General features: G+C 33.7%; 19 protein-coding genes and 1 riboswitch. Of the genes, 5 read left to right on the top strand and 14 right to left on the bottom strand.

Going from position 1 to position 25,941, the window contains the following annotated elements; translation table 11 throughout:
* Positions 1 to 425: 425 nt before the first annotated feature.
* Positions 426 to 821 carry a (deoxy)nucleoside triphosphate pyrophosphohydrolase gene (locus tag J2S19_RS20880; protein WP_307345965.1) on the top strand — a complete coding sequence of 132 codons (396 nt, stop codon included), beginning with the start codon at positions 426 to 428 and terminating at the stop codon, positions 819 to 821.
* 19 nt (positions 822 to 840) lie between these two features.
* Here the strand turns inward: J2S19_RS20880 and J2S19_RS20875 are convergent, their stop codons facing one another.
* From J2S19_RS20875 to J2S19_RS20830, 9 genes are all read right to left on the bottom strand, one after another.
* Positions 841 to 3,651 (bottom strand): DEAD/DEAH box helicase, encoded by a 2,811-nt coding sequence (locus J2S19_RS20875; protein ID WP_307345961.1) that lies wholly within the window; start codon positions 3,649 to 3,651, stop codon positions 841 to 843.
* Positions 3,652 to 3,964: 313 nt separating this feature from the next.
* Positions 3,965 to 4,855: a glycerol kinase gene (locus tag J2S19_RS20870; protein WP_307345958.1), complete on the bottom strand. Its 891-nt coding sequence runs from the start codon at positions 4,853 to 4,855 to the stop codon at positions 3,965 to 3,967.
* A gap of 218 nt (positions 4,856 to 5,073) precedes the next feature.
* Positions 5,074 to 6,120 (bottom strand): 5-methylcytosine restriction system specificity protein McrC, encoded by a 1,047-nt coding sequence (locus tag J2S19_RS20865; protein WP_307345955.1) that lies wholly within the window; start codon positions 6,118 to 6,120, stop codon positions 5,074 to 5,076.
* Positions 6,107 to 8,212, bottom strand: coding sequence for a DUF8426 domain-containing protein (locus J2S19_RS20860; protein WP_307345953.1), 2,106 nt, complete (start codon positions 8,210 to 8,212; stop codon positions 6,107 to 6,109). Before J2S19_RS20860 ends, J2S19_RS20865 begins: the two co-directional genes overlap by 14 nt.
* A 1,495-nt stretch (positions 8,213 to 9,707) precedes the next feature.
* Positions 9,708 to 10,676 carry an NAD(P)-dependent alcohol dehydrogenase gene (locus tag J2S19_RS20850; protein ID WP_307345950.1) on the bottom strand — a complete coding sequence of 323 codons (969 nt, stop codon included), beginning with the start codon at positions 10,674 to 10,676 and terminating at the stop codon, positions 9,708 to 9,710.
* 97 nt (positions 10,677 to 10,773) lie between these two features.
* Positions 10,774 to 11,355 (bottom strand): Crp/Fnr family transcriptional regulator, encoded by a 582-nt coding sequence (locus tag J2S19_RS20845; RefSeq protein WP_307345947.1) that lies wholly within the window; start codon positions 11,353 to 11,355, stop codon positions 10,774 to 10,776.
* A 605-nt stretch (positions 11,356 to 11,960) separates the two neighbouring features.
* Positions 11,961 to 12,338, bottom strand: a complete 378-nt coding sequence (locus J2S19_RS20840) for an iron chaperone (protein ID WP_307345946.1) — start codon at positions 12,336 to 12,338, stop codon at positions 11,961 to 11,963.
* Between the two features lie 198 nt (positions 12,339 to 12,536).
* A complete protein-coding gene (locus J2S19_RS20835; RefSeq protein WP_307345944.1) occupies positions 12,537 to 14,315 on the bottom strand; it encodes a DUF262 domain-containing protein in 1,779 nt (592 codons plus the stop codon).
* A gap of 3 nt (positions 14,316 to 14,318) precedes the next feature.
* Positions 14,319 to 15,617 (bottom strand): DUF262 domain-containing protein, encoded by a 1,299-nt coding sequence (locus J2S19_RS20830; protein WP_307345942.1) that lies wholly within the window; start codon positions 15,615 to 15,617, stop codon positions 14,319 to 14,321.
* A gap of 630 nt (positions 15,618 to 16,247) precedes the next feature.
* Here J2S19_RS20830 and J2S19_RS20825 point away from each other — a divergent pair.
* The 4 genes from J2S19_RS20825 (at position 16,248) to J2S19_RS20810 (ending at position 18,027) form a co-directional block, all read left to right on the top strand.
* Positions 16,248 to 16,490: a hypothetical protein gene (locus J2S19_RS20825; protein ID WP_307345940.1), complete on the top strand. Its 243-nt coding sequence runs from the start codon at positions 16,248 to 16,250 to the stop codon at positions 16,488 to 16,490.
* Positions 16,491 to 16,652: 162 nt separating this feature from the next.
* Complete coding sequence (locus J2S19_RS20820; protein WP_307345938.1) at positions 16,653 to 17,066, top strand: DUF3139 domain-containing protein; 414 nt, start codon at positions 16,653 to 16,655, stop codon at positions 17,064 to 17,066.
* Between the two features lie 308 nt (positions 17,067 to 17,374).
* Positions 17,375 to 17,572, top strand: coding sequence for a helix-turn-helix transcriptional regulator (locus J2S19_RS20815; RefSeq protein ID WP_307345935.1), 198 nt, complete (start codon positions 17,375 to 17,377; stop codon positions 17,570 to 17,572).
* A complete protein-coding gene (locus J2S19_RS20810; RefSeq protein ID WP_307345932.1) occupies positions 17,572 to 18,027 on the top strand; it encodes a DUF3278 domain-containing protein in 456 nt (151 codons plus the stop codon). Before J2S19_RS20815 ends, J2S19_RS20810 begins: the two co-directional genes overlap by 1 nt.
* Before the next feature lie 469 nt (positions 18,028 to 18,496).
* Here the strand turns inward: J2S19_RS20810 and J2S19_RS20805 are convergent, their stop codons facing one another.
* The 5 genes from J2S19_RS20805 to J2S19_RS20785 all read right to left on the bottom strand — a co-directional run bounded on the left by J2S19_RS20805 (position 18,497) and on the right by J2S19_RS20785 (position 25,556).
* Positions 18,497 to 20,038 (bottom strand): DUF5667 domain-containing protein, encoded by a 1,542-nt coding sequence (locus J2S19_RS20805; RefSeq protein ID WP_307345928.1) that lies wholly within the window; start codon positions 20,036 to 20,038, stop codon positions 18,497 to 18,499.
* An 84-nt stretch (positions 20,039 to 20,122) separates the two neighbouring features.
* A riboswitch (cyclic di-GMP riboswitch) is annotated at positions 20,123 to 20,208 on the bottom strand.
* A 309-nt stretch (positions 20,209 to 20,517) separates the two neighbouring features.
* Positions 20,518 to 20,709: a hypothetical protein gene (locus J2S19_RS20800; RefSeq protein WP_307345926.1), complete on the bottom strand. Its 192-nt coding sequence runs from the start codon at positions 20,707 to 20,709 to the stop codon at positions 20,518 to 20,520.
* A 28-nt stretch (positions 20,710 to 20,737) separates the two neighbouring features.
* Positions 20,738 to 21,190: a YaiI/YqxD family protein gene (locus tag J2S19_RS20795; protein ID WP_307345924.1), complete on the bottom strand. Its 453-nt coding sequence runs from the start codon at positions 21,188 to 21,190 to the stop codon at positions 20,738 to 20,740.
* A 954-nt stretch (positions 21,191 to 22,144) separates the two neighbouring features.
* Positions 22,145 to 23,791, bottom strand: coding sequence for a UvrD-helicase domain-containing protein (locus J2S19_RS20790; RefSeq protein ID WP_307345920.1), 1,647 nt, complete (start codon positions 23,789 to 23,791; stop codon positions 22,145 to 22,147).
* Positions 23,784 to 25,556 (bottom strand): ATP-dependent nuclease, encoded by a 1,773-nt coding sequence (locus tag J2S19_RS20785; protein ID WP_307345917.1) that lies wholly within the window; start codon positions 25,554 to 25,556, stop codon positions 23,784 to 23,786. The genes J2S19_RS20790 and J2S19_RS20785 overlap by 8 nt, the downstream gene beginning before the upstream one ends.
* Positions 25,557 to 25,941 lie beyond the last annotated feature (385 nt).

The raw sequence follows: 25,941 nt of genomic DNA, 5'->3' as shown, positions 1-25,941 counted from the left end.
CAAATTTTTGCACATTCCGAAATATAGTGGAAAAAGTAGCACATTATTTCAGATTTTCTCCTGGATTAATGTGAAAACAAGTATCTGGAATAATGAGCTCGATTACACTATTCTTCTTATTTTGAAGTACTTCTATAAACTTTACTATTACAATTTTTTCATGCTCTAGTAAACTAATTGTTAACTCAATGTTAAGATTTAGTAATTTTATTTTTGACGACAAATAGCTTACCTACACTATTTTTTTCAAACACCATTAATTATCAACTGACATTATCTTTAAGAGTTATTAAAGGCTCATCTGCAACCCCTAGGCATTAGGATTAATATAGATTTTAATAATTAGACTTACTTTCTCAATTAATAGTTTTGAACTTATTTTTGAAATGTTATCATAACTAGTAGAATATTATTTGGAGGATACTATGAAAAAAACTGTTAAAGTAGTTGCTGCGATTATTGAAAATGACAATAATGAAATTCTTTGTGCATTACGGTCTCCTGAAATGTCAATTCCAAATATGTGGGAGTTTCCTGGTGGAAAGGTTGAAAAGGATGAAGACATCTATTCAGCTTTAGTTAGGGAGATTAAAGAAGAGCTCAATTGTACAGTTGAAACTGTAGATTTATTCAACGATAATACGCATGAGTACGATACCTTTATTATTAATCTTATTTCGATTAAATGTAGAATTGTTGCTGGGACTCCAACTCCAAGTGAGCATTCCACTCTCATTTGGCTAAAGAGAGAAAATCTAGACTCTTTGAAATGGGCGCCAGCTGATATACCAGCTGTGGAGCAATTAATAAGTGAAAAGTAGTCTTCTCAACTTGAGAAGACTACACTTTTTTCGTGAACTCTGTATACAAATTACTAGGAACTTCGCGATGTAATTTTATTCTTACCGTAATTGGCTTCTCACCTTCAAATGCGACAGAATCCCCTTTTCCAATATAAATATAAGGTTCGGTCTTTCCATCAATTTCTTTGTATTTCCTTACAAAAAGATGCAGGTTTATTCCTCTATCTTTATTAAAGATAATATTTTTCCCTCTTTCCGATGATTGACTTGTACTGTTTTGTGTTTGCCATTGGAAATATTCTTCATTAATAAACTTGTCTTGATAATTAATGCTATCTTTAATATCTTCTTCCTTATGAAGGTCAATAAAGAGAAAATAATCGTTACCATTTGCTAGCAGACCAGACCCTCTAAAAGCAGTATGTATTTTCCGGTAATTAGATAATAAAGCTGTATCGATCATTTGATACTGCTCATATAGCTTAAAGTGAGGAACACCGTAATAATTATGTTTATATTCCTGTTCATATCGATAGATGCCATAGTTAAGCACATCTTCAATATATGACCTCAACTCTGGATTAGCTAACACACGTTTAAAAGCGTCTGTTTTAACTAGCTTGTCTCCTTGATAATCTACTAATTTTTGTTTTGCTTTTAACTGTGTACTATCATAATAATTTTGATTAAGGTATTCAAACGCATGATGAATACTATCATCATCAACATCATTGATTAATTTTAATATTTCATGCTTTGCCAGTGCATGTGTAATTTCCTCATGTGTTAACAGGTATTTTAAGATAATGAATTCATAACTTCTTTTAAGTGGAAGCTTGCTTGAGAGTTCCTTTAAAATACTTTCAAATGTATCATTAATAAGTAGTCCCCTTAAGTGATCGTCTTTTTCAACCTTCCCTACAAACTTAAGATACGTTTTTTCACGGTCAATAAATTTAACTGGGTCCGGTGCCCCATCAAATTTGATATAATCAACTAAATATAAAGGAACACGACCTTGATTAAGCTTTTTAAATTCAAAATACTCTTCCTTTAAGTATTTCATTGAATTAAAGTTTTCTCTATCGATTTGTTCTAAAATACGTTCCTGAGCTATTTCATCCATTTGAATATGTGTAGCTCCAGGTATATTAGCAAAGCCAGTAGCGATTGCTACTTTTAAGCTTTCTTTATCATAGTACCTACTTCCATTTAGGGCTATCGCAATCAGGAAGACTTTGCTATGATTTCCGATGAAGTCTAATACCGTTAGAAAGCTTTTGCTGCCATGCTTTCGTAGACCTCTTCCAAGCTGTTGAATAAAAATAATTGGTGAATTGGTTGGGCGCAGCATAAGCACAGAATTAATCGAGGGAATATCGACACCCTCGTTAAAAATATCTACAGTAAAGATAACTTCTAATTCAGCTTCATCATCTTCTAGCTGTGTAATAGATTTCCCACGCTCTTCTACGGAATGACCACCATGCAGACAAACGCTGTTATAGCCTCTTTTGTTAAACTCAGCTGCCATGTATTCTGCATGCTCTCTACTCGCACAGAACCCTAAGCATTTTCTCTTCTCCCCATCATACCCATAAAAATTCATCTTCTCTATGATGTAGTCCACACGTTCATTAAGCTTAAGTCGTTTTGTTACTTCCGCTATATCATCAATCGAGATATCACTTAAGTTGACACCTTCAATATCAGTAATCCCAAAGTAATGAAATGGGATTACAAGCTCATCTTCTAATGCATCATGCAAACGGACCTCTAACGCAACATTATTATCAAAAAGGTCAAATACATTATAATGGTCACTACGTTCTGGTGTCGCTGTCATTCCCAGTGTGAACTTTGGTTCAAAATAATTCATTACTATTTGATAGGATGGACTTGTCGCATGATGAGCTTCATCGTAAATAATATAATCAAATTCTTTTCTATCGAATTCCTCATAGCACCTAGACAATGTTTGAATAGTCGAAAACACATAGTCCTCATGTTTCCCCTTATGATTACCTGTTAACAACCCAAAGGTCTTACCAGTATTCGTTATCAACGTTTCAAAGGTCTCTTTTGCTTTCCTTAAAATTTCCTCTCTATGGACAATAAATAATAGTTTCGCAGGATTTACATTCTTCACATCAAAAGCTGACATAAACGTTTTACCAGTTCCGGTTGCAGCGATAACTAATGCTTTCTTTTCCCCATATGTACGTAACCGTTCTAGGTTCTCCATCGCTCTCTTTTGCATCCGATTTGGAACAATGTATTTCTGCTTTTCATAAATAACATTATTCGATTGCTCATTCTTCTTTAATGATTTTAAGAATTCCTGATATTGTTCAATAAATTCTGAGCTTGCATCTTCACTAATGCTCCACAAATGCTCGTACTCTTTAATAACATCTTTAATAAAACCACTGTCGCTCTTTGATATAGTCTCTAGATTCCATTCAATGTTGCTTTTTAATGCGCTTTGGGTAATATTTGACGAACCAATTATTACTTTGTAGTAGTCCTCATATTCGAATATGTAAACCTTCGTATGAAAGCCGATTTCTCTATCTGTTACAAATACCTTCAGGTCAATATTGTTAAACTCTTTAATTTTATCTAATGCCTTTGCTTCAGTAAAATTAAGATATGTCGATGTTATAATCTTCCCCATTTTCTTGTTTAACTCTGCTTCTTTAAATGAATCTAGTAATAGCTGAAGCCCACTAAAGTTAATAAAAGCGACACTAAAATAAAAACTAACACATTCTTTCATGGATTTAGTGAGTTCGTTGAGTAGATTTGTGTTGTTGGAATTTGTTATTAGTTTCTTTTCTTGATTCATTTTGTACTCCTACATATTTACTCTTTTTAAACTTCATCAGTTTATAAACATTTGATTATTAAGGATATTTTACTCTAACATTAAGATTAATGGTCATATAAAGAAAGGCCCTTTAGCTATAAAAAATATATTAACACTTACGGTTAATCGCTTACAAATCCTGTAATCGCTAGTCTTCTTAAAACGCATCTTACAAAAACACCCGCAAAACAATGAAGATAACATTTACAGTGTTCTATCGCTCCTTCAATTAACTCTCTTTTTCACCTATGTTACTTGTATTTGTGGCAAAGTAATACAGATTAAGATATCTCTAGTATGTCTGAATCCCAAACTTCAAAAGCCTTTTCGGCAATATATCATCAAGGTTTTGAATATCTTCGTCATTAATTTCAATTAAATTAAAGCCATACTTTTCATAAATACTTAGTTTCTTTTGCTTCCTCTCAACATACTTAGCATCATTTTCGAGTCCCCAAAATTCAATGTATACCTTGCCTACAGGTAGATAAAAGTCACAGTATACTTCCTCTTCAATTGGTAACTTTCGTTCATAAGCATGGACGATTTCAGACATATAGAGCCAATTGTCGATTAGCATCTCAGCTCTAGAACGTACATAATGTCCGTCAGCTGCTCTATGTTTTGCTACAAATTTGTCTCTAAATCCAATTGGTGACTCGTTATTCTGTTCTTCTTTTTCTTCTACCTTTGATTCACCTTTTATTTCTTCAAGAGAATTGATTAAGCTCTTTTTAGTAAGAATACTAGAATTCCAACAAACATATGGTATACCCGTTTTGTCATATTCAAGTTGCTTACCACCCATTAGTTTACCTAATGGTGTTACTGTCCAACCCTTTACGCCTTTTTGAAGTAAACCTAATTCAGATAGAATAGGATTGATTCTAAATTTTGATATTCCAAAATGTTTCCCTAACGCTGTCGAAGTTAATAGATTGCTATTTGTCTCAACAGTAGAAAAGATTTCGTCATTCTTAAACTCTTCACTCCACGCAATATAACTTCCATACATGGGATGCGATTTAACGATTCCACCCTTAGCCTTTCCTTTCTCTGTTAAAACCCAATTATTATCCTCTCTACTTATCAATCCATTCTCGGATAATAAATTAAAAACCTCTTTTGCAGCTATTTTTATTTCCTTTGAAAGTGCTGTTGTTGATATATATTTTGTGGTCATAACTACTGCTCCCTTTTACGATTGTTAGCAATATGTACCTATTTAGATACTTATATAATCCTAGGTAAATAATACCACATTAACAGCATCCTCGCAGAAGGGGATTTTAGTTATAGATTAAATTTAAACATAGTGGTCATTTGGAGAGGTTAAATGAAAAATCCCCCCGTATGACGATTCGAGGGATATTTCGTACCAGATTAAGAGATTTTATATAACTATGCAAAAAATTGATTTGCATATGTTAGTAGGTTTTCCTTTATGCTGCTAAAATCTTGTTGTAAATCAAGAGATACAACAAAAATTTGATTACCTTTAATGTGATAAATATGGTTAGGTTGATTTAATGCGGTTGTTTTCGCATAAAGTAACATACCTGCAACCGTTTCGTCAGGCTCTTTTTTCCAATTATTTATATATGTAAATATTTGATAAAGGTTACCGGATTTTTGTTTTGCAGTTCCTCCTTCAAACCTTGCTACCATATTCTCAGAATAAAATTTCGCATCCACTATCAATGTTTTTTTATCTTTTTGAAGAACAAGGTCTGTTTGCATAATCGGTAATGCATCTACGAAATCATCATCAACACTCCACTGAATTTGAGGATGGGATACATTATATTTCGTTTCACGTTTAAAAAATGCATAGATGAACTTTTCATATAAAGATGATAATCTTTGTTCATCTTGAGCGTTTTTCATAATTTGAGATGTAGAGCTTTCATCAAATAATAACTGCTCATAAAGATACCTACACACGTCTACAATAAATTGATAGCGAATGTTTTGGCGGTTATATCTAACGTTTTTCCATAGCTTCAAATCTAGCTCTACATCTGATACATCTGTAAAATAAGGCAGCAAGCCGTAAAACACTCTTCGCATTTTTTGACTTATTTTATTTGAGCGTGATAGGTAAACGAGTGTAGCTTTAATGATTTGATTCAGCAATATGTTTTCAGAGAACTCATCATAAACTACTGCAACTTTCTTATTTACCAATGCATTTTTCTTTATCGTAGAATTAATATCTATTTTTCCCTTAATAACATTGGAAGTCTCTTCAACACTTATATAATCTTTACTTAAACCTCCGCGAATCAAAACTGGTATACCAATCGATAAAATTTCTGAGTAAAGCTCTTTGACGTTCTCAAACTCTTCTGTTCCGACTTGTTTATACTCGTTAAGACTTAAGGTTTTATATGCATAGGAAAGCATATAATATAAATTACGAATTGGAATATTATTATTTCTCTCCATCGTAACAACCTCTTAGTCGTTCAGCCCAATCGTTTGCCTTCTGTTCATCATCAAACCAATACTCAAATAGCTGTGGAATGATTTCATATTCGATTACTTCCTCTACACGATTTGTAGTATTTACTTTATAAGCTTCACCTACAAAGTAGCTATGCCCAATTTGAAAGCCTGTTCCTAGCTCTTCAACAATTTGATTATTTAATCTTATAATTTCATCAATAATACGATTTAAAGCTTCTGGATTATTTAATTCGTTTACATATGACTTAAATGTCTCATTTTGAAACGCCGGTTTAATTTCAAAGAACGAAAATCTTCTTCTAAGTGCGTAGTCTAATAAAGCTAAACTTCTATCTGCCGTATTCATCATTCCAATGATGTATAAATTCGGTGGAACAGAAAATTTGTCATTAGAATAAAGGAGATTGATTTGTAAGTCCCGCTTATCTGCCTCGATAAGCATCATTAATTCTCCAAATATTTTACTCATATTCCCACGATTAATTTCATCAATAATAAAGAAGTAGTCTCGTTCTGGATCTCGCGCAGCTTTTCTAGCAAACTTCACAAACGGACCTTGTTTCAGCTCAAACCCATCTCCTTCAGCTTTTGGACGGAACCCTTCAATAAAGTCCTCATAACTATAGCTTTGGTGGAACTGAACCATATGGATACGTGTTTCATCTTTTTCTCCCATCATTACATACGCTAAACGTTTGGCAATAAATGTTTTACCTACTCCCGGTGCACCTTTCAAAATAAGATTCTTCTTATTTTCAACTAGAGAAACTAGACGTAGAAGCTCCTTCTTCTCGATAAAAACATCGGAAAGAAATTTATCCATTGTAAAGGATTCATTATCTTGTACAATTGGCTTAGACTCAATAAAACGAATGTAATAGTCAATTGAACTTCCCGATACACCTTTATATTTTTTGTAGGATTCATCAGATAAAATGACATCTTTCAACCGTTTTAGTTGTTCAATATCTGTTTCACCAAAAATTGAAGCATCAAAATGGCGCTCTAAGTCCTTTAACGCACTTACTTTTTGCGTAACTGTTTTATCATTCAAGCTAACCCCTGTATCAGTAACTTGAGTGGATAACCAATTTCGAAATTCATTTACTTCAGCAATTCCTGGATCAATAAAATCTTCATTCATTACTTGATCAATTTCTTGGATTAAATTCGGATAAGGATTTAGACATGTTAAAGTTTTTTGAGCAAAAGTTTGATGTAGTTCCCACTTTCCAACTTGAAGCCAATCTACTTTTCTTCTATGTTTATACTCTGATGCTTCATTATCGAAGTAGTAATCTCCCGTAACAACTCCACGTGCGAGTATTTTCTTAATTCCTTCTTTCACATATACAACATCGCCTATTTTAATTTCACGATAGAAATCCCACACAGCCTTTGTATCATTGACAGGACGCACCCCATCCACTCTTTGCTCAGCTATTTTTCGTTCAACAGCTTCCTTTGAATCATAGTGTTTTAAATCCCCTAAATAGTCCCAACCAAGTGCAATCATATTTTCCGCGTGGAATTGATCCCATAATCTTGAATATTCGCCTGGCGAAATTACCCAATAATTAATGCTGTTATCAATTTCATCTTCTTGATTTGCAATTTTCTTCTCTTTTTTAGGATATGTTAAAGTAGGATTTTCATCATAATATAAAAATATTAAATATGATCGCATTAAAACGCCCCAGTCGGGTATCCCACCAAGATTATCAGGCTTACTTCTTAAACCGCGATTATATTCATCTTCCGCATATTTTTTTCTAAATTGAATTCTAGTAGTACCAAACTTTTCTGGATATCGAGGTGTACCTTTACCAGTTACTAATCTCTCAATATCCTCATCACTTTGTTCCGTTATTTGTTGATAGATATTTTTATATTCCGAATATGATTGATAATCAAAGAAGTTTTCCTTATAGCCGTAAACTAATTCAAATTTTTCTAACAGTTGACCAAGTTTTTCAAGATATGGCGTGTACCATATACCTGTTTTTTCGCCTAAATTTTCCGTAACCCAAGCTTTATATTTTTCTCTTCGAATATTCACAACATCATTCATAGCGCGCACCTCCAAAAAGGAATTTATTGCCTTAATTTATAACATTGTACTACATTTAAAATACATTTTCTTCAATATTGAATTTCTAGCATATACTAGATGACAATATGGTCGGGTCAAATCGTTTCAGAGGAAATCATTTTTCCCATAAATAATCTGTCTTATGTATTTTCGTGGAAACACAATGTAGCACTTACAATTCCAAGTTGTTAGTGCAAAACTATTCATGTGTCCTTCATATACCAAAAACTATTTACCTAGAAAACTGATATAAAGAGGGAAAATAAATACAGGCTAAACGTTGCTTCTCACAAAAACCGTTACCATTAGAGCCATTATACACAAGGACGATAATCAGAGTGGGAAATCTAGTTGGTGTAAAAACTTCACAAAAATGCAGGCTAAGATTTAAATGTGTAGTCTTTAGTCGAAAAATCCTCTGAGAATTCCATTAGTTGATAATTTAAATCAATACAAAAAGGTAACTCCACCCTACCAGCAAAGTAGTGTGAGTTACCTTTTAAGGAGCAACTGCATTTTGTAATAAATAAAGGAGTTGAAATGAATCTTATCGACCTATAAGTGTTAATATACTTCTACCTCTGATTATCTCTAGCCACTTCTTGTATCCAACGAATAAATAAATCATTATTAAAACTATAATTACTCCCGGTACTATCATTATACAAGGAGATGTGAACAGTATCATAATCCGGACAAGAAATTTTCCTAATACCAGAAATTTCTTCTCCTTCTTTTCTAATAGAAAGACTAAACCTTTGTGACAAATCTTCAATACCGTAACTATCTACGAGAAAATCAATGGCACATAAGAATCTATTTGAATCATGGAAGGCCTGTCCCCACTTTTTCTTGCGATTTGTTTTGCCCCACTGTACACCTAGTTTATTATTTAAAGTAAAACCTGATTCGTTAGGAGTTGTGTAGCAGTTTGGAATAGCGTTGATAATATTTTCAAATTGCTTGATGTGATTAATGATAATACTGATTTTGATTTCCTCCTTTCATTAGTAAAAAAGCAGAAGACAACCATTAGGAATATTTGGTATATTTGAAACCCAGACTTCCTTTATTGCTCGGTCTATTACCTCTTGCATTCCTCTCAAATCCATAAATTACTCGTCTCCTATTCTCGATTATCTATATTGACATTGTAGCAAAACGTTAAATAATGGAACATAAAGCAGGACAAAAGAATATTTAAGATTCAACCTATTTCAACCCGTTTTCCAAAAACAAAAAACACCTACAAACATTGATGCACCAACATTTTTAGGTGTTCTTCCATTTCATAATTCAACTCGTTTTCACCTAAAGATCCGGTGGTCGGAGTTGAACCGATGATAAAGCTTTTGCAAACCTCTCTGCCTTATCACTTGACTGCACCGCCGTATATTCAATGTAGAGAAGAGACTGTTTTTTGATGCGACCCCAATTTTTGGAATGCGTAATTAACCCCATTCCCTCTAACCAATCAAATTGTTATAACAACCTTCCCCTGTGCATGCCCCTGTTGAAAGTATTGAAATGCATGTGGAACCTCGTTTAAAGTATAGGTTTTATCAATGATTGGTCTGACTTTTCCTGCTTCAATTAGCTCTTTTATTGCAATCAAATCTTCTTTTTCTACTTTCATTAGTAAGGAGACAAATTTCTTTTTTCCAAACATGGATAACCAAGGCCTTTGTAGCATCGTTTGATACATTTGACTTTCCGCTCCACCAACATGAATGAATGTACCGGTGTCTTTTAGTTTTCTTTTATATATCGATAGTGGCTGCCCGCCATTTACGCCGAGTATTAAATCATAGTTCTGACTCAGTTCCTCTAGATTCTGCTTTTTATAATCAATGACATGGTCAGCACCAAGTGATTTAGCGATGGCAACGTTTCGTGTACTTACGATGGCAGTCACAGTAGCACCTAATGCTTTGGCGATTTGAATCGCATATGTTCCCACTCCTCCTGATGCTCCATGAATGAGTACTTCTTGGCCAGTTTTCACATTACCTTTATCACGCAATGCTTGTAAGGACGTCACTGCTGCCATCGGTACTGCTGCCGATTCCTCGAATGATAGATTACGAGGTTTTAATGCCAACGCTTTTTCATCAGCTGCTACATATTCTGCAAATGTCCCCCATCCACTATCCGATAAATCACCAAATACCTCGTCTCCAACCTTAAATTGCGTCACTTTCTCACCGATCGCCTCAACTGTTCCTGCCATATCACCACCAGGAATTCGATATTTCGGTTTGGTCACGCCAAATGCTATGCGGGCTAACCATGGCTTCCCAGTGAGTAACACGAGATTGCTATAATTTAAGGATGCTGCTTGAACCTTGACGAGTACTTGGTTTCCCTTCAGATTAGGTATAGCTACTTCTGTTAGTTTCAACGTTTCTGGTGTACCATATTTTACAGAGAGGATAGCTTTCATTGGAATCCTCCTCCTTATTCTTTTTTAATCATTGTATTTTATAAAGAATAAGGTCGCATTGACTTTAGTTAAGAATTAAAGATAACCGGAAATTTTTTTATCGAATACGCTTTTTGATTCGACTTAACGACTCAGGTGTTATTCCAAGGTAACTAGCTAGTTGATGCTGCGGTACTCGTTTGAGAAGATCTGGTCGACTTTGGATGATTGTTTTATAACGTTCTTCCGGAGAAGCGCGGATAAATTTAGCGAACTCATGGTGCGTTTCATGGAGATTCATTTCTGTCAACTGACGAGTCATCGATTCTAGTTCGGAATATTGCTCAAACATTTCTAATTCAGTTTCAAGATTTCCAACAACCATTACACTATCTTCGAGACAGGTGAATGAGTATTTAGATTTTTCATAAGGATTGTCCATATGAAACAACAGAATCGCTTGCTCTTCCGTATAAAAATTAACCGTAACCTCCTTACCCTCCACATCAATATCGTACTGTCTTACACAGCCCTTCAATACAAAATAACATTGCTCAACTGGAATATCACCTTGGCGAATTAGATAGTCCCCCTTCTTAATCTCCTGAATGTTAAGAGCTCTCAAAACTGCTTGTTTCTCTTCCTCACTATACTCTGTATATTTATCTAAATATCTCTTCAGTACTATTAATTCGTTCATCTATCTAATCTCCTTTGGACTTCTAGAATAAAAATAAAAATATTGTACGTAAAATTGGATTTTCGTCCACAATGAGTTATTGAACCAATACGTTGAGTACTTTATATGTAACGATTATTGCTAATTTAAATGAATGTTGATTACTTACCTTCAGAGTCTAAGTTATCCCAATAATATATCGCGCAAGTTGATATACAAATCAAAAACTTTCATACTCTATATAAACGATTATACAATTTATTACAGATTTAAATGTGGGTAAAAATTCTATCATAATCGGAATTTGACTGAGTTCTTATTACTGTACCTGCTTTTTTCACTCATTACATAGACGTTCATGGTGACTTCTACCACGCATTTTTCAATTGGCAGAAGGCCCTCATCCTTTGCAGAAATGGGCTCGTTTCTTACTTCTCATTTAATCTACTTAATAAGAATTTTATTATCCTCAATAACCCAATATACTGTTAAGCATTTTCTATTTCATCCATTTTCCAAAAAACAAAAAAACACCCACAACTGTGAGTGTTTCATCTTCTCTACTATCAGTATTTTACTTAAACACCTACTCGCGTAGTGATTGTTTTTTTAGTAGTACCGCTTTACTAACAATCCATATCCTCCCCAGCCCGCCACATATCAACAGTCCTATGAATAAATTGTTCCAGCCCCGTCTCCTCAATCCTTATTGTCTTTCTGACACGAATACAACCTTTTCCATAATTATAGCCCGCTAATAGTGTTTCTGCGTTCTCGATTCTTTCGATTGTACCCACATAGTGGCTGACATAATGCTTTTGTGCGTTTAACGCGAAAACATAGTTATCATCTTTACCGTAATTTAGCATCTTATAGCGAATCACCTCGTCCATTTCAGGTGCATAAGCAAAAATCATATCTCGAAGCATGAGCAGCTTCTCTTTTCGCGAATCGTCCTCAAGCAATGCTAAATATTCTTCAGAATTCGTTGCATCATATTGCATGGTGGATTCACTACTACTATTTTTATGTTTACTTCTAGCTTTAGAGGAAAATTCACAATAAATCATCAAAGCTGAAAGTTGTTAAGCCTGTGATTTCCTTAAGTATTAATTTAAATACTAATTGTTTCACAAATTGTTATTGTTCTTGTAAATTCACAAAAAATTATCATACCCTCCACCTCAAAACATTCATATTTACTACCCCTTCAAAACCTTAAACATCTCATCTCTATGTTCACTCGCTTTCGCTTCAGTCCACCCTTCATCATCGAGACTGACTAGTTCTTTCATAATTATAAGCTTCAAACTTTGCCTGATAATGCTTGGGTAGGTGCTGATTTTTCCGACTGGTGGTAAATTAGAGAATTTCGAGTTTCCTGATACAGTAATTAATGCTAGGTTTCCAAAACTATTCAGGTCTTCTGATTTCCAAGCTTCACCGACAACTGGATTTTGTGGTTGGAAGTGTTCGATTGAACTTCTAAATTGAAATTGCCAGTCATCACGCATTGGCGGGATTATTTCCTTCCCTAAGTAAGAATAGCCATCTCTATATAAAAGATAATCAAGGTAAGTAAATACGATTCGTTCAAAACCGAACCCACTCGCATCCTCGAAATGTGAAACGCTCACTTTTGTTTTACAGTAATTTTCGAGAAGTTCAATGAGGTCGCATGATTCATTCTCCAACAGCTTCGCTAAGACGAGTGAAATCCAGTGCATCGTCTTCGGTGATGTGTACGTTATCCGCAGGCAGGCTTGCAACGCTTTTATTTGTTTATTTTTCCGGCTACCGTCATCGCCAAAGGTGCCGACATATTTCGGCTTATCACCTTTTGCATCTGTATACTTCTCTAAACGTTGTAATGACCATTTTCCGGATTCTTTGCTATCTCCTGCATATTCGCGTTTCAAAATATATTTATCAAACAACACGCGGCATGTTAGCATATGATATAAAAAATTCTTTGCGTTATCCGCATCCTCCCAAGCCCATGATAAATGATTCAAGAAGTGCTTATCATCAAGTGTTGAATCTTCCTCGTCTACCTTTTTTATTACCGCATTAACCTGCAATAAAAAATTTGGAAATGAAATGGTCGATTCGAAACGCTCATTCTCAGCTTCATCCTTACTTCCCCTATTATTCAGAAGCTTGTTCCCTTTTAAAATTTCAAGCAAAGGAATTGACTGACTATCTTCTTCATCATTTGGAACACATGCCTTAACTGAATCAAAATTGTCGATAGTATCCCTAATGCTCGACCAGTTTTTCTTAAACAGAGCCCTTCTCACTTTTGGGTCAAAATTCATTTGAATGTAGGAGTTCATGTCAGAGCATTTTTCCCAAATCAATGCGGCTGTTTTTTTATCGTGTTCTGTTTCTAACACTTCTAAAAACTTTGCTTTTGCAATTTCATGAAGTTCCAGCTGCTCCCCACGTGTATTCATGATTTCAAAGTAGTGATTTAAGTCGATACCGTGTGGAACTTGTACACGAACGAGGAAAACCTTTTGTAGTTTAGTCATTACCTCTGCTTTGTCGATCCCTTTTGTTTTAAAATAGTTCTCAATGATTTGATAACCATCTAAAATTTCAGCAGATTGTAAGTCCTCTCGTAATTCACCTTTGTTACCATTGTTTAGTTTGTGAAGGGTACGGTTTGACTTTTCCCGTGCTTCAAATCTCAAAGCATCACTAGCAAGGTTCATTCCAAGGTAATTTTCTAACAGAAATAATGTAGTCAATCTTTGTTGGCCATCTATTACTTCATACAAATGATTGTCCGTTTGATTTACGATAAGATTGCCAAGAAAATAGTTTTTAGCAGAATCGTCTATTGAACTATCAATATCTTCTATCAGCTGTTCAATTTGAGTTGCCCCCCAAGCATAGTTCCGTTGATAAATCGGGACAATATAACTGCAATTCGAGAAAATGCTTGCCACCGGTATGACCTTTAAATTTTTATCCATCGCCTACCACCTATTCCATTCACAAAGTAACTCATAGACTGCTTTGTACTTCTGTTTATTTTTTTGCTCAATATTCGGTTTCTCTAAAACAATCAGTTTGATATCTTCTGCATCGTTCATTTCACTCATTGCTGAAAACAGGTCCAATCCTTCATTCAAACGTTCATGTTTTCCACGTGCATATTTATTAACCGTCTGAGGATACACTGCATTCATCGTTAGCCGTAATGAATAGCTCCATGAATAGAGTTGCTGCATGACACCTTTTGATAGACTATCAACACCGAAGCGATCAGCAAAAAATAGTAAAGCACATTCATATAGCTGCTTAATGTAAACATCTCCAGACCGTCTAATCGGCATTTGTCCATCAGTGTGCTCCTTCTTTATTCGATTTCGCACTTGCTCAAGCAGCTTTTCGTAGTGCAGAGCATAATTAAAAAATCGCTTTCCCGCCAGCAACGGCTGTGTTAATTGAAATTGATTTAATGACCGAGTTGCAAGTAATTCACTGCTTCCATTTGCATTAAACTGTTCGACGAAAAGATTACTTGCTTTATGATAAATCGCATAATTGTATACGTTTGAAGTTTTTATCCCTTTGAATAAATCAATCTTACTTGAAGAATAGCCCAAACCATGCTTTCCTTTATACCATTGCGTCAAAGGGTATAGATAACTTTCAAATAACTCATTCAAATCATCCTGGTTCTTATTCTCCCATTGATTGATGATTTTTACCTTCAACTGCTCGTCCGCTTCATCCATCTCGCGTAAATGATAGGACTTCAATAAATCATGTGGTGCTAACTCTTTGCCACGGGAGTTTTGGGAATCAAAAAATTGAAACGCCTCCTGCTCGCTGTCTGTGACAATTTGAACTGCACTACAATGTTCAAGTAAATAGTCTTTGTATTTGCTTTGCTCCTCTTTCGAAAGTTCACTTATCCGCTTCGATAAAATGTGAAAATTCGTTACGATTGCATCATTGGATAATTGATTATATTTTTCGCGCAGCAGCCCTTGGTCTTCATTCCCTAGACAGTAGAGTAGAATCGATAGGGTCGTCAGCCGCTGTTGGCCATCGACAACGTTGTATTTGTCATGTTCCTTATGTAAAATGACGGAGCCAATTCTATATTCTTGGATCCCTTCTTGATAAGCCGTAAACGTATCGTGAAAAAGCGTATTCGTAGACTTCACACTCCACCTATACGGGCGTTGATATGATGGTAACGCTAGTTTCATAGTGAGTAGTTCCTGAAGCATTGTAATTTTTAATTCTTCTTGAAGTAAAGCCATCGTAAATCCCCCTGATATCACGTAACATTAGTTCAATGATACCATTTGAAACTGAGTTTCAGGAGAATTATATAGGTAATTTTGTTTTACGATAGTTCATTTGGCATTGTTCCAATATTCATTCCTAACACTTCATTACACCTAATAATGCTAAGGATAAGTGTGGTGTTCCCCGATTTATTTAGACAAGAGAAAATAGAACAAAAAGTTGTTTGTTCTATAACGTAATCTACAAGCTTGATTAAATGTTAGTGGGCATTAATTTCTATATGTTGTGAAAAATTTCAAAAGATATTCTTATAGATATGAGAGTTAAAGAATAAAGTGGGGTGCTGCGGCAGTCCTTTTTCTGTTTCATTTTTTTAGATGTTTAACTACTTCCGAATAATACCAATTATGGATTAACTAGTTTATAATATAGCTATCTTTATTATTGATTCGAAAGCTACACCATTTAAAAATCTTAAGACACAGTTGAGAATAAAAGATTGATTGTTTACCGTCTTCAACTTCGGGTGCTTGAGTTTAGGATCGAGGGTGCTACGGCAGTCTTTTTGTTTATCGTTCTTCAACTAAAGGAACTGGTCAATAAAAAAATATAAATGAAAGTGTATTATAAGAGGTGAGAAAGTGGAAAAAAGTATGCAAAAGTGGTCTATTTATGGATTTTTAATAGCCTTGGCTTTATCGGTCTTATTTGTTGATTATAAAGTAATTACCCATTTCGACGGTGGTTATACAACAGAGTATGTACCTGTTTACGATTACATCGTGTCGATAATTCGTTATAGTGTTTTGGGTGCCTTTTTAGGATTGTTTGTAGGATGGGGATTAAGCAAAAGGAAAGGTAAGGAAAACAAACCAAAAACATAATACCTTTTAAAAAATAAAAAATAGCTTTAATGTTTTACTTCTTCAACAAACAGCACATTATTCATGAAGGGATAAATTATTTTTATGGTAAAATTTAGGTGGAGAATTACTTAGGATTAGTTCAACAAATAGACCATTTTGTGAAACGTTGGGGGAAATAATATGAAAAAAAGTATATGGATTGCGATAAGTGTAATTTTAATCCTTGTTATAGCAACTCCTTTTGTATTTATTTACTTGTTAAACAACGGAAATCCTTATACAAAATATGTGGCAAATAAAAGTGTACCAGTCTATTTGGAGGAAAAGGGATACACAGAAAGCGACTTAGTGGAATCGCATTATGTGGAGCCGAAACACAGAACAAATAAAGATTTTTATCATGGTCATTACCAGGTTGTTTTTAAAGACGAACGAGACGTGACGTATTATTATGGAATAACTAAAAAAGGTAAACAGGTTAAGCAATTTTGTGAAAAAGATAAGTTATTACCCGATGGTGTAACAGATATTTTTGAAGGTGGGACAATGCATAGTGAAGAAAATTGTATTTCTTCTCTGGAAAATCGAAATTAAGCATTAGGGAGTCATTATAGACAATCGTCATTTTCCTTCTTGAAGTAACGGGGTGCGATACTTCAACAAAGAGGTATTGCATTTTCTTATTGTATTAAAGGGGCAGGCTAGTTGAAAAATCTCTCGTTTATATCACAAGAAGGATATATTCTTGGCAGGTTGTGATGCGTAAATATAAGAGCCGATTTCTTTTTTAAGAAGTCGGCCCTTATATTTTAATGTAACATTTATATTGCATTTTAATGATATGTAATGTAAGATAAATCTAACATATTGTTAAATATATCTTTCATTATGTAGGTGAGCATATGGTGAGTAAAATGAAACTAGCAAGAATAGAAAAAGGATTGACTCAAGAACAGCTTGCAAAACGAGTAAATGCTACAAGACAAACGATCGGATTGATTGAAAACGGAGAATACAATCCAAGCTTGAACTTGTGTATTGCTATTGCCAAAGAATTAAGTAAAACATTAGATGATTTATTTTGGGAGGTCGAGTTGTAATGAAATCTTGGATATCTTTTTTATTACCGAATGATGAATATAAGGAAAAAAGGATATTGTATTTTTACTCAGAAGGGGCAATAATTCTTTTGCTTACCCTTATAGGAATGATTATCTTGAACAATTATTTCAACTTAGATGCTGACACTTCTCTATTACTATCTATTGCTATTTTCCTCTTTTATGTCTCAATAAGATATACAATGTCTGGTATGGAATATACAGATATTGCAACAGAAAGGGCCTACAGAAAAGAGTTAAGGCACATTTTTGTTAGAACAAGTAGTTTTGCAGTTATTTACATACTGTTATATTTAGTATTTACAGGTGTACCCAACAACCAAAAAGAATGGATTGATATAATCGCAATATTAGTAGGTGTTAGTTTACTTTGGTTTTTCACTAGCTACATTTCTTTAAAACGTTCCTATAAGAAAAATAAGGATTTGCTATAATCAAAGTTTGTGAATAAATGTACTTAAAGCAAAGGGGCTTTACTTGAATATGCAAAAATAGAAGTAGAGATGTATAGTATTGCTGCAGAAGCATTACAAATGATTTCGAATGTAATACATATTATTTTTCTGCTTCTATTTAGACATTTTGAAAATTCCAAGAGGAAAATTTATGATATTATTTTGGTAACCCTACATACTTAAAGTATTAAGGAAGATTAGAAAATGACAAGAAAGAACTTCTTACAAAATAAGAATATAATAGTCTTTATTTTAATAGCAATCGTCATTAGTATCGTATTACTTATACATTCGTTATCACCATCAACTTGGGCTATGGTTACACAGTCATAGAAAAAGGATATTCAGAGGAAAATGAAGAAGCATGGATTATTGTTGTTCCCCCCAATATGCCAATTGAATCACATAAAGATTCTAATAAATAAATAACAAAAAAAGACAAGAGGAATTACTCCACTTTGCCCTGTTTATCTGCTTCCTTATTTTTTTTACCGTTATTTTCTTCCTTTTTAAAATTCTCTCTTTCTTGTTGCTTTTTAGCCTCTTCACGTTTACGTTCTTCGGCTTTCTTCTTTTCCTCTTCCTGCTTCTTAGATTGTTCTCGCTTGCGTTCTTCAGCTTTTTTCGCTTCTGCTTCCTGCTTCTTTGCTTCTTCACGCTTACGTTCTTCGGCTTTCTTGCGTGCTTCTTGTTCTGTTTTTGCAGCCTCACGCTGTTGTTCTGCTAATTTTTTTTCCTCTTCTTTTGCTCTTTCTTCCTGCTTCTTCATTTCTTCACGCTTAGTTTCTTCAGCTTTTTTAGTCTCTTCACGTTGCTTTTCATCGGCTTTTTTCTTAGCTTCTTCGTTTTTCTTTAAAGATTCCTGCTGCTTTTCTTCAACTTTATTAAGGGCCACAGCTGTTTTAATTTCCTTGTCTTCAGCGACATTGTTACGTTGTTCTTTTTCCTCATTCTTTACTTCTTCAGTTGCATCTTCTACTGCTTCATCAGTCTCTTCATTGATGTCTTCGTTGACGCCAGCCTGTTCTTCTGCTAATTCTTCATTCTGTTCAGCAAGTTCTTTGTTGTATTCTTCTATATCTATTTCACCTGATGCTAATTTAGCCTCTAAATCAGCACGTTTTTTATCCGCTTTTAACTCTTTTTCCTGAAGTTTTACTATTTTTTTGTTGATTTTTCTTTCAAGTTTTTCTAGTGATTTTTCAATATTTTTCGCCAATGCCTCTTTTGCGACTGGGTTTTCCACTTTATCTAAAGCAGCCTGTAAAGCAACTAGGTTTGCCACAAACTTCGCTTCAAGTTCAGCACGAATCGGATCTACAGGAGTCTGTTCCTGTGCAATCTCACTATCTACTGTTTCTACTGCTTCTACTATATCTGTTGTTTCTGTTGTTTCTACTGTTTCTTCAATAGTAGATTCTTCTTCAGGAGATTGTGATTGCTCGTATTTTGCTAATGCTAATTCTTGTTGTTCAATGGCTTGTTGTAGAATTTCACTGGCTAACTCTTCATTACCTTGAGCAAGCAATGCTTCAGCTTCTTTAATGCGCTCTTCTGCAAATGTAGCAAGTAATTCTGCCTCTTTTACCTCATCAAATGTTAACGCTAGTTGAACATTTTCCATCAGCTTTTTGGCAAAATAAAAGAAATCTCCTGGTAAAAGCGTAGACGTATCTTCAACTTCGTGATTTACATCTGTCTCTTCTGAAGTGTCTTCTTCAGTTGTTGTTTCCGGTTCTGATTCAGTTGTTTCTGGTTCTGTTGTTGTTTCTTCTTGAACCGCTTCTGGTGTCGTCTCTTGAGTTGTTGTTGTATCTACTAGCTCTTCTGTTTGGTCTTGTTGCACTGATTCTTCTAATTGAGTCTCAGATTGTAGTTCATTCTCTTCAGCAAAAGCTTGTCCAGTTCCTAAAGAAAACGCGAAAGTAGTAGCAACGACACTTGTAGCAAGAACATGACGAACGTTGAATAAAAAGTGTTTCTTTGACACAAAAAAATCCCTCCATAACAATTATTTGTAAAGGAAGAATCTTGAATTAACTCTATTAAACTTGAGTCTATTCGCCATTCTTCATTTGGTAGCCCAGCCATCATAGTGATTTCACCGTAGACCTGTGACTTTGCGGTCTCTACCTTTCGATAGATTTGCCTTTTTCAAATGAGGAACGAATGAACTCATTTATTCGTTCACCACTATTTAAATAAAATATACATTAAAAATGGCGAATTGAATATTTGTACTTTTTACCAAAACTATTCTTATCATTTCCAAAAAAACACAATACGATAACTAGATTAATTCGCAAGGAATCTGTTATGACAATTTTGTAGCTAGTCCTTTTTTTGAAAACGCAGTATTTTTGTACTGCGGCAACCTACTTCATATTTTGGTCACTAACTTTTAATCCTCTTATAACCATCCAGCATTTATAACAGAATTTTCAGTAAGTATAATTAAAATATAGGAGTCTACTTTTTGGGCTGATCAAGTGCTTGGTAAGCTACCTGATACTTTCCTCCATCCGCAACTTCTGAATGGTACAAGGCCTTGAGGGCATTGTTTTTCTCAAGACTATGCTCAGCCTTCAGTTCTTTAAAGCGTGTATGCAGTTCTTTATTTTCCTTAATTAGTTGTTGCATTTGCGATTTTATATACTTCAAAATTTAACTCCTTTCTGAATCTCTAAGTTTATCTTAATTTATTAGGAGAAATAACCTGTTTAAAAAGATCCCTAAATTTCTCACGGTCTTCTGCTGTAAAAGGCTTTGGTCCCTTTGTTCGCTGTCCGCTTTTTCTTGCCATTGCACTTAAATAACGTGTTTGTAATAATTGGTCAATATTTTCATTTGTATATCTAAATCCTTTATGGTGGAGGACGATAATTCCTTTTGCTAAACCTAGTGATGCAAGACCGTAATCTTGCGTCACGATAATATCTCCTTTTTCCACTAACTTCACAATCCGATAATCTGCAGCATCTGCTCCAGAATCAACATAAATGGTTTTCACTCCTGATGGCTGCTCTGCATTAGAAAAATGAGAAAAGCTTGTAACAAGGATAACCGGAATTTCAAAATCCCTTGCTTCTGCAATAATAATATCTTTCACCGGACAAGCATCTGCATCCACATAAATTTTCATCTTTCCCTCCTAGTTCGACTTACTATTTAACTTAATCTTTTACAACTATAAAAGATACTGGTGACTTTTGTTTAAAAATAATCAAGAGTTCTTCCTTTTGTTGTATTTTTCTATCCTCATATTATACTTTATAGAATTTTGTTGGCAAATGGTCGTTCAATTGCCTACAAATTAGGTACTAAATCATCTGCTTTTATTAAATCTCTAGGATATCTTAGAACTAAATACTTGATTAGAATGTCACACATTTTATAGGTGTAAAGAAAAAGAGTAAATGACTTGGATGATCACCTGTATACATCTATCCTTTTTATACAACAGAAGACATCATTTACCACATCAACAATATTGTTTTTTGATTAACTCTCGCTCCCGTTTGTAAAGGTACAATAGTTCACAAATTTACTTTGCTAAGCGGTAACATTTTTAATAATTTCACAGTATCGTTGTACTGCGCAGCAAAAAGATCCTGTTAAAAATGGCACTCCTTGTTCAATTAACAAAAACCGATAGTTTGAGTTCAACGGTTCACAATTTTTTATAAAGTATTTTGGAATTCCCTAAATAAAAAAGAATATCAGACACCATAATTGGTAGGGTCTGATATTCGGATTTTTGCACTTATCATTTATGGTTATTATCTCAATATTTTTAATGCACCTCTCCAAGAGTTAACTTGGTGAAGCATCAAATTTACATTAGGGAGATGTAATTCAGCTGTATAAAAATACTCCTTTGAATAAATAAAACATTACCCAATGTCACTTATAAAAAATGCCAAAATAAAATCCACCCAAATCACTGTGGTAGATTTCGGGTGGATCACCTATATCACACAGTGGCCAAAGCGTCATTGCTAAATACATTATAACCAAAAACTTGTATTATTCCCCCCACTTTGAAAACGAACCAAAGCAAAAACTAAAATAACATGAACTCTTATACAATTGCTATTCAATTTTGCTTTACTAATAATTCATCTTTCCAAAGAAGGTCTTTCCTCAGCAACTGTGTATTGTTCAGGTATAAAAAAGGAGATTCTTCTGCTGTCCAAAAATCCTCTTGCTTAGCTCTGTATCTCATAGTCCCCTGCATAATATAACAAGCTTCAATAGCTCTAGTAACCCCCACATAAAAGAGATTTAGAGCTTGTGTATAGTCTTCATTAGTAACCCATTTACCTTCAGGTGGCAATATCCATTTATAAACATCAAGTAAGAAAACACATTTAAACTCTAGCCCTTTTGATTTATGCAATGTCATAATATTTACTTCATTCTCCGTAGCAGGTTTAAAACTATTTAGCTTTTGCTCATCTTCTATTATACTTTTTAAATCAATACATATTTTTTCATCCTTATGTTCTGGATATATTAAATGAGCGAATTTTATAAATGTGTCTATTTGATTTCCCAACTGATTTTCTTCTAACGAAAAAATTTCAGTCAAGATTTCTAACCCTTTTTCAAACCTCTTTTTATCATACTCTTCATTAATGCGGCTCTCTACAAAATCTAAGATTGTTGTTAAGCCCTTTTTATATAAAAAGAATGAAGTTAACATATCATTAAACAATATACCCCAATAGGAATTACTTTTATCAAGTGCTGTATCTACAAATAACTTATTTTCAGTTTTTAAAAATAGTGAAGCTCTTTTAGCAGTTTCGTTACCTCTGCACAAAATGGCAAAGTCACTATTATTTTTAAATCCATATTTTTCTTTCAGAATAGGTAAATTACACTCAATTGAATTGATTACATTCTCATCAGTACCTATTACATTAACCTTGAATACCCTTGATTCACCTTCTAAATTAATGTTTCGAACTCCCATAAGAGCTAGTGAGTAGTCAGAGACTGTCTTATGACATCTATGATTATGTGTTATTTCTAGGTGCTTAAATCTTTTATCAGACATTAATGAAAATAAATATTTTGAATATCTATTACTGAATGCATAAATTGCTTGATTTAAATCCCCAACAGCAACACCAAAAATCCCCAAATCAACAAGTTGTAAGAAGATTTCATGTTGAATCTCCCCACAATCTTGATACTCATCTATAAAAATATGAGTATATTTTGCTTTTAAGTATAATAAACATTCTGGAACCTTATTCATAATAAAAAATGCTGTTTCTCCACATATTTCTAAAAAAATGTGGCCATCTATTAAAGATTTCTCTAATAATATCTGTAATTCTCTATTCCTGAAATCCACCTTTAGACCTTTTAATGCTTCATACTCTGGAAAGTCATTAAAAGAATCTTTTACTTCTAATGGGATGTTCTTCCCAGTAAGAATTTTTGAAAACGGCATTATTATTTCAGATATATAAAATTTATCAATAGTTCCAAAAAAATGATTTCTTCTTAATATTCCTTTTCTTTTACAACGCAACTCTAATTCTTGACTTGCTTTTCTAGTAAAAGAGATTGCAATAACCCCTTGGTATTCCTTCAAACATTCAGAAATAACTCCAATCTTTTCAACTACTGTATAGGTTTTTCCACTTCCAGGTTTTGCAGTTACTACTAGATTCCCGACTTCATCGATAATTCTTACTTGTTCTTTAGTGGGTTGGACTAATTTATTCATTCACACGCACAACCCTTTCAGCCAATGCTTGGACTCTTTTTAGAGGTTCGGCAATCTTATCCTCTTTTAAACAATCGAGAGTATCAAATTTGTCACTTAAAAAACTTAACATATTCTCTGCCTTAGCTTGTTGCATCTTCTTAACAGTACTTGTTTCTGTTCTCGTATTATAATAGTTTTTTAAAGAGCTGAATAAATTACTCATTACTAAATCATGTTCTAAGTCCACACTTGATAAAAAAATATTATCTTTTTCTATTTCTTTAGAAACATACTGTAAAATGCTGTTAGCTTTTGCAGGTACTTTATCTCTACTGTCCCATTCATTGTATTTCCCGTTCACTTTCCAATATTCAATTAAAGGGTTAGTCTCTTCATTTTTTAGAAGTTCTTCATAAATCCCCATAACGCGAGATACTCCAGCATGATATGATAATTCAATGGTCTCTGTATCGGATACCTTTTTGGACTTATTAAAAATATCGTTATCCGTTCTTAATACAAAAGGAATATCTAACGCTAAACAAATTTTAATATAGGGTTTAAATCCAACACCGTTGACAGAAATTATCGAAACATTTAAACGATCAAGATCTATTTTCAATTTTTTTGCTAATGCTGTGTAAAAAAGCTTTTCTGATGGACCTTCAACTAGAAAAACTGCATTAACAAAAAACACATCTGCCGTGATTGCATCTAGTCTATATCCAAAATCATCAAAACTCAATTTTAATTCTTCACTACATCCACCTTTTGCTACCATAGTTTTCTTGTTTCTAGAATATAACTTTACTATTTTATCTGGTCTGAATTCCGAAGCAATATGTGGTGAATGAGTTGTTATGAATACCTGTTCTTCAAAGTTCTCTAGTAAATAGTTAGAAAGTTTCTTTTGTTGATGTGGGTGTAAATGAGCTTCAGGCTCTTCAACTGCAAAAAAGGTTACTTTTTCAAGTGTCTTTTTATTTTTTTGTTTTGCGACCCAAGTAGCTAAGAATATTTGATTATTACGACCATCCCCACCTAAAGTAAGCGTTTCACCATCTGATGCATAAGTTAATTCTAGATTATCAAGTAAGCTGTCTATGTCAGAATTAGCATTTTTAAAATTTAGAGTTTGGTTCTCGTTATGGATAGCTAACTTTGCTAACTCAGTATTCACACTTTCTAAAGATCTTTTTATGTAATTCAAGTTATCAATCTTTTCATTTAAAATCTTTAGGTCATCCTTCATTGTAGAAACTGCTACTTCATCGTTTTTTTTCAACTCTTCTCCCAAAATTGATTTCGCATCCTCAAGAATCTGATTTTTTTCTCTTTTCATAAAGGAAGATAAATTGCGGTTTGTATTAACGTATTCCATATTTAATCTCTTTATATAGTAGCGTGATAGTTTGTTTTCTAACGTTTCTTCAGAATGACCCGTTAAGATTTGGAATTCACCAGTCTTTGTATTTTTATATTGAATAAATACTGTACCATCCTTTATGTCCCCTTTAAAAGTACTCATTAGACAGTCCTGATTAACTTCAGTTACTTTAACTGTAATTTCAATTGATTCAGTCTTGGTATAAACATTGTAATCACTGTTATGTAATTCTAAATCTTTATCACTTAGGCCTCTATCGAACAGAATCCTTAAGGCATATATTAAATTCGTCTTTCCAACATCATTGGCACCTATTATTAGTGTCTGATTAGCAAAATTTATTTTTTCATCAACAAAATTTCTAAATCCCTTTATCCTTATCCAATCAATTCTCATAAGACCAACCCCCGATAACTTAATTTAAAATAGTTAACATTTTTTTATTAACTGCCTACAAAAACATAGAATACTAGATTTACAAACTTCCCTACCGACAAAAAAAACCCCTTTAGACAATATTATCCAAAGGGGTAAAACATAGCAAGATATTTGAAAACACAAAGGAGATTCTTATACTAGATTAAAATCATGTCAATCTATCACAAGTCAATGTAATAAATTATACCAACCTGCAGTGAACAAATTCATTTATTATTATTATTAGACATCTACCAGTAATATGAGTAACTATTTTTTATCAGCGCTTACCACGGAATTTACCCCACGATGTCAAATTGTTTCCAATAGAAGAACGTCAAAGATTCTAAGTGAAAAAGCCTAT

Origin of the sequence: Metabacillus malikii (assembly GCF_030813355.1) — a bacterium.
GTDB classification, from domain to species: domain Bacteria; phylum Bacillota; class Bacilli; order Bacillales; family Bacillaceae; genus Metabacillus; species Metabacillus malikii.
The sequence above is the reverse complement of the archived record's forward strand: the minus strand, read 5'-3'. Positions and strand labels throughout refer to the sequence as shown.

What these genes read in the sequence shown, in the direction of transcription:
- J2S19_RS20880 (WP_307345965.1), top strand. Translation starts at nt 426, where the DNA reads ATGAAAAAAACTGTTAAAGTAGTTGCTGCGATTATTGAAAATGACAAT.
- J2S19_RS20875 (WP_307345961.1), bottom strand. Translation starts at nt 3,651, where the DNA reads ATGAATCAAGAAAAGAAACTAATAACAAATTCCAACAACACAAATCTA.
- J2S19_RS20870 (WP_307345958.1), bottom strand. Translation starts at nt 4,855, where the DNA reads ATGACCACAAAATATATATCAACAACAGCACTTTCAAAGGAAATAAAA.
- J2S19_RS20865 (WP_307345955.1), bottom strand. Translation starts at nt 6,120, where the DNA reads ATGGAGAGAAATAATAATATTCCAATTCGTAATTTATATTATATGCTT.
- J2S19_RS20860 (WP_307345953.1), bottom strand. Translation starts at nt 8,212, where the DNA reads ATGAATGATGTTGTGAATATTCGAAGAGAAAAATATAAAGCTTGGGTT.
- J2S19_RS20850 (WP_307345950.1), bottom strand. Translation starts at nt 10,676, where the DNA reads ATGAAAGCTATCCTCTCTGTAAAATATGGTACACCAGAAACGTTGAAA.
- J2S19_RS20845 (WP_307345947.1), bottom strand. Translation starts at nt 11,355, where the DNA reads ATGAACGAATTAATAGTACTGAAGAGATATTTAGATAAATATACAGAG.
- J2S19_RS20840 (WP_307345946.1), bottom strand. Translation starts at nt 12,338, where the DNA reads ATGCAATATGATGCAACGAATTCTGAAGAATATTTAGCATTGCTTGAG.
- J2S19_RS20835 (WP_307345944.1), bottom strand. Translation starts at nt 14,315, where the DNA reads ATGGATAAAAATTTAAAGGTCATACCGGTGGCAAGCATTTTCTCGAAT.
- J2S19_RS20830 (WP_307345942.1), bottom strand. Translation starts at nt 15,617, where the DNA reads ATGGCTTTACTTCAAGAAGAATTAAAAATTACAATGCTTCAGGAACTA.
- J2S19_RS20820 (WP_307345938.1), top strand. Translation starts at nt 16,653, where the DNA reads ATGAAAAAAAGTATATGGATTGCGATAAGTGTAATTTTAATCCTTGTT.
- J2S19_RS20815 (WP_307345935.1), top strand. Translation starts at nt 17,375, where the DNA reads ATGGTGAGTAAAATGAAACTAGCAAGAATAGAAAAAGGATTGACTCAA.
- J2S19_RS20810 (WP_307345932.1), top strand. Translation starts at nt 17,572, where the DNA reads ATGAAATCTTGGATATCTTTTTTATTACCGAATGATGAATATAAGGAA.
- J2S19_RS20795 (WP_307345924.1), bottom strand. Translation starts at nt 21,190, where the DNA reads ATGAAAATTTATGTGGATGCAGATGCTTGTCCGGTGAAAGATATTATT.
- J2S19_RS20790 (WP_307345920.1), bottom strand. Translation starts at nt 23,791, where the DNA reads ATGAATAAATTAGTCCAACCCACTAAAGAACAAGTAAGAATTATCGAT.
- J2S19_RS20785 (WP_307345917.1), bottom strand. Translation starts at nt 25,556, where the DNA reads ATGAGAATTGATTGGATAAGGATAAAGGGATTTAGAAATTTTGTTGAT.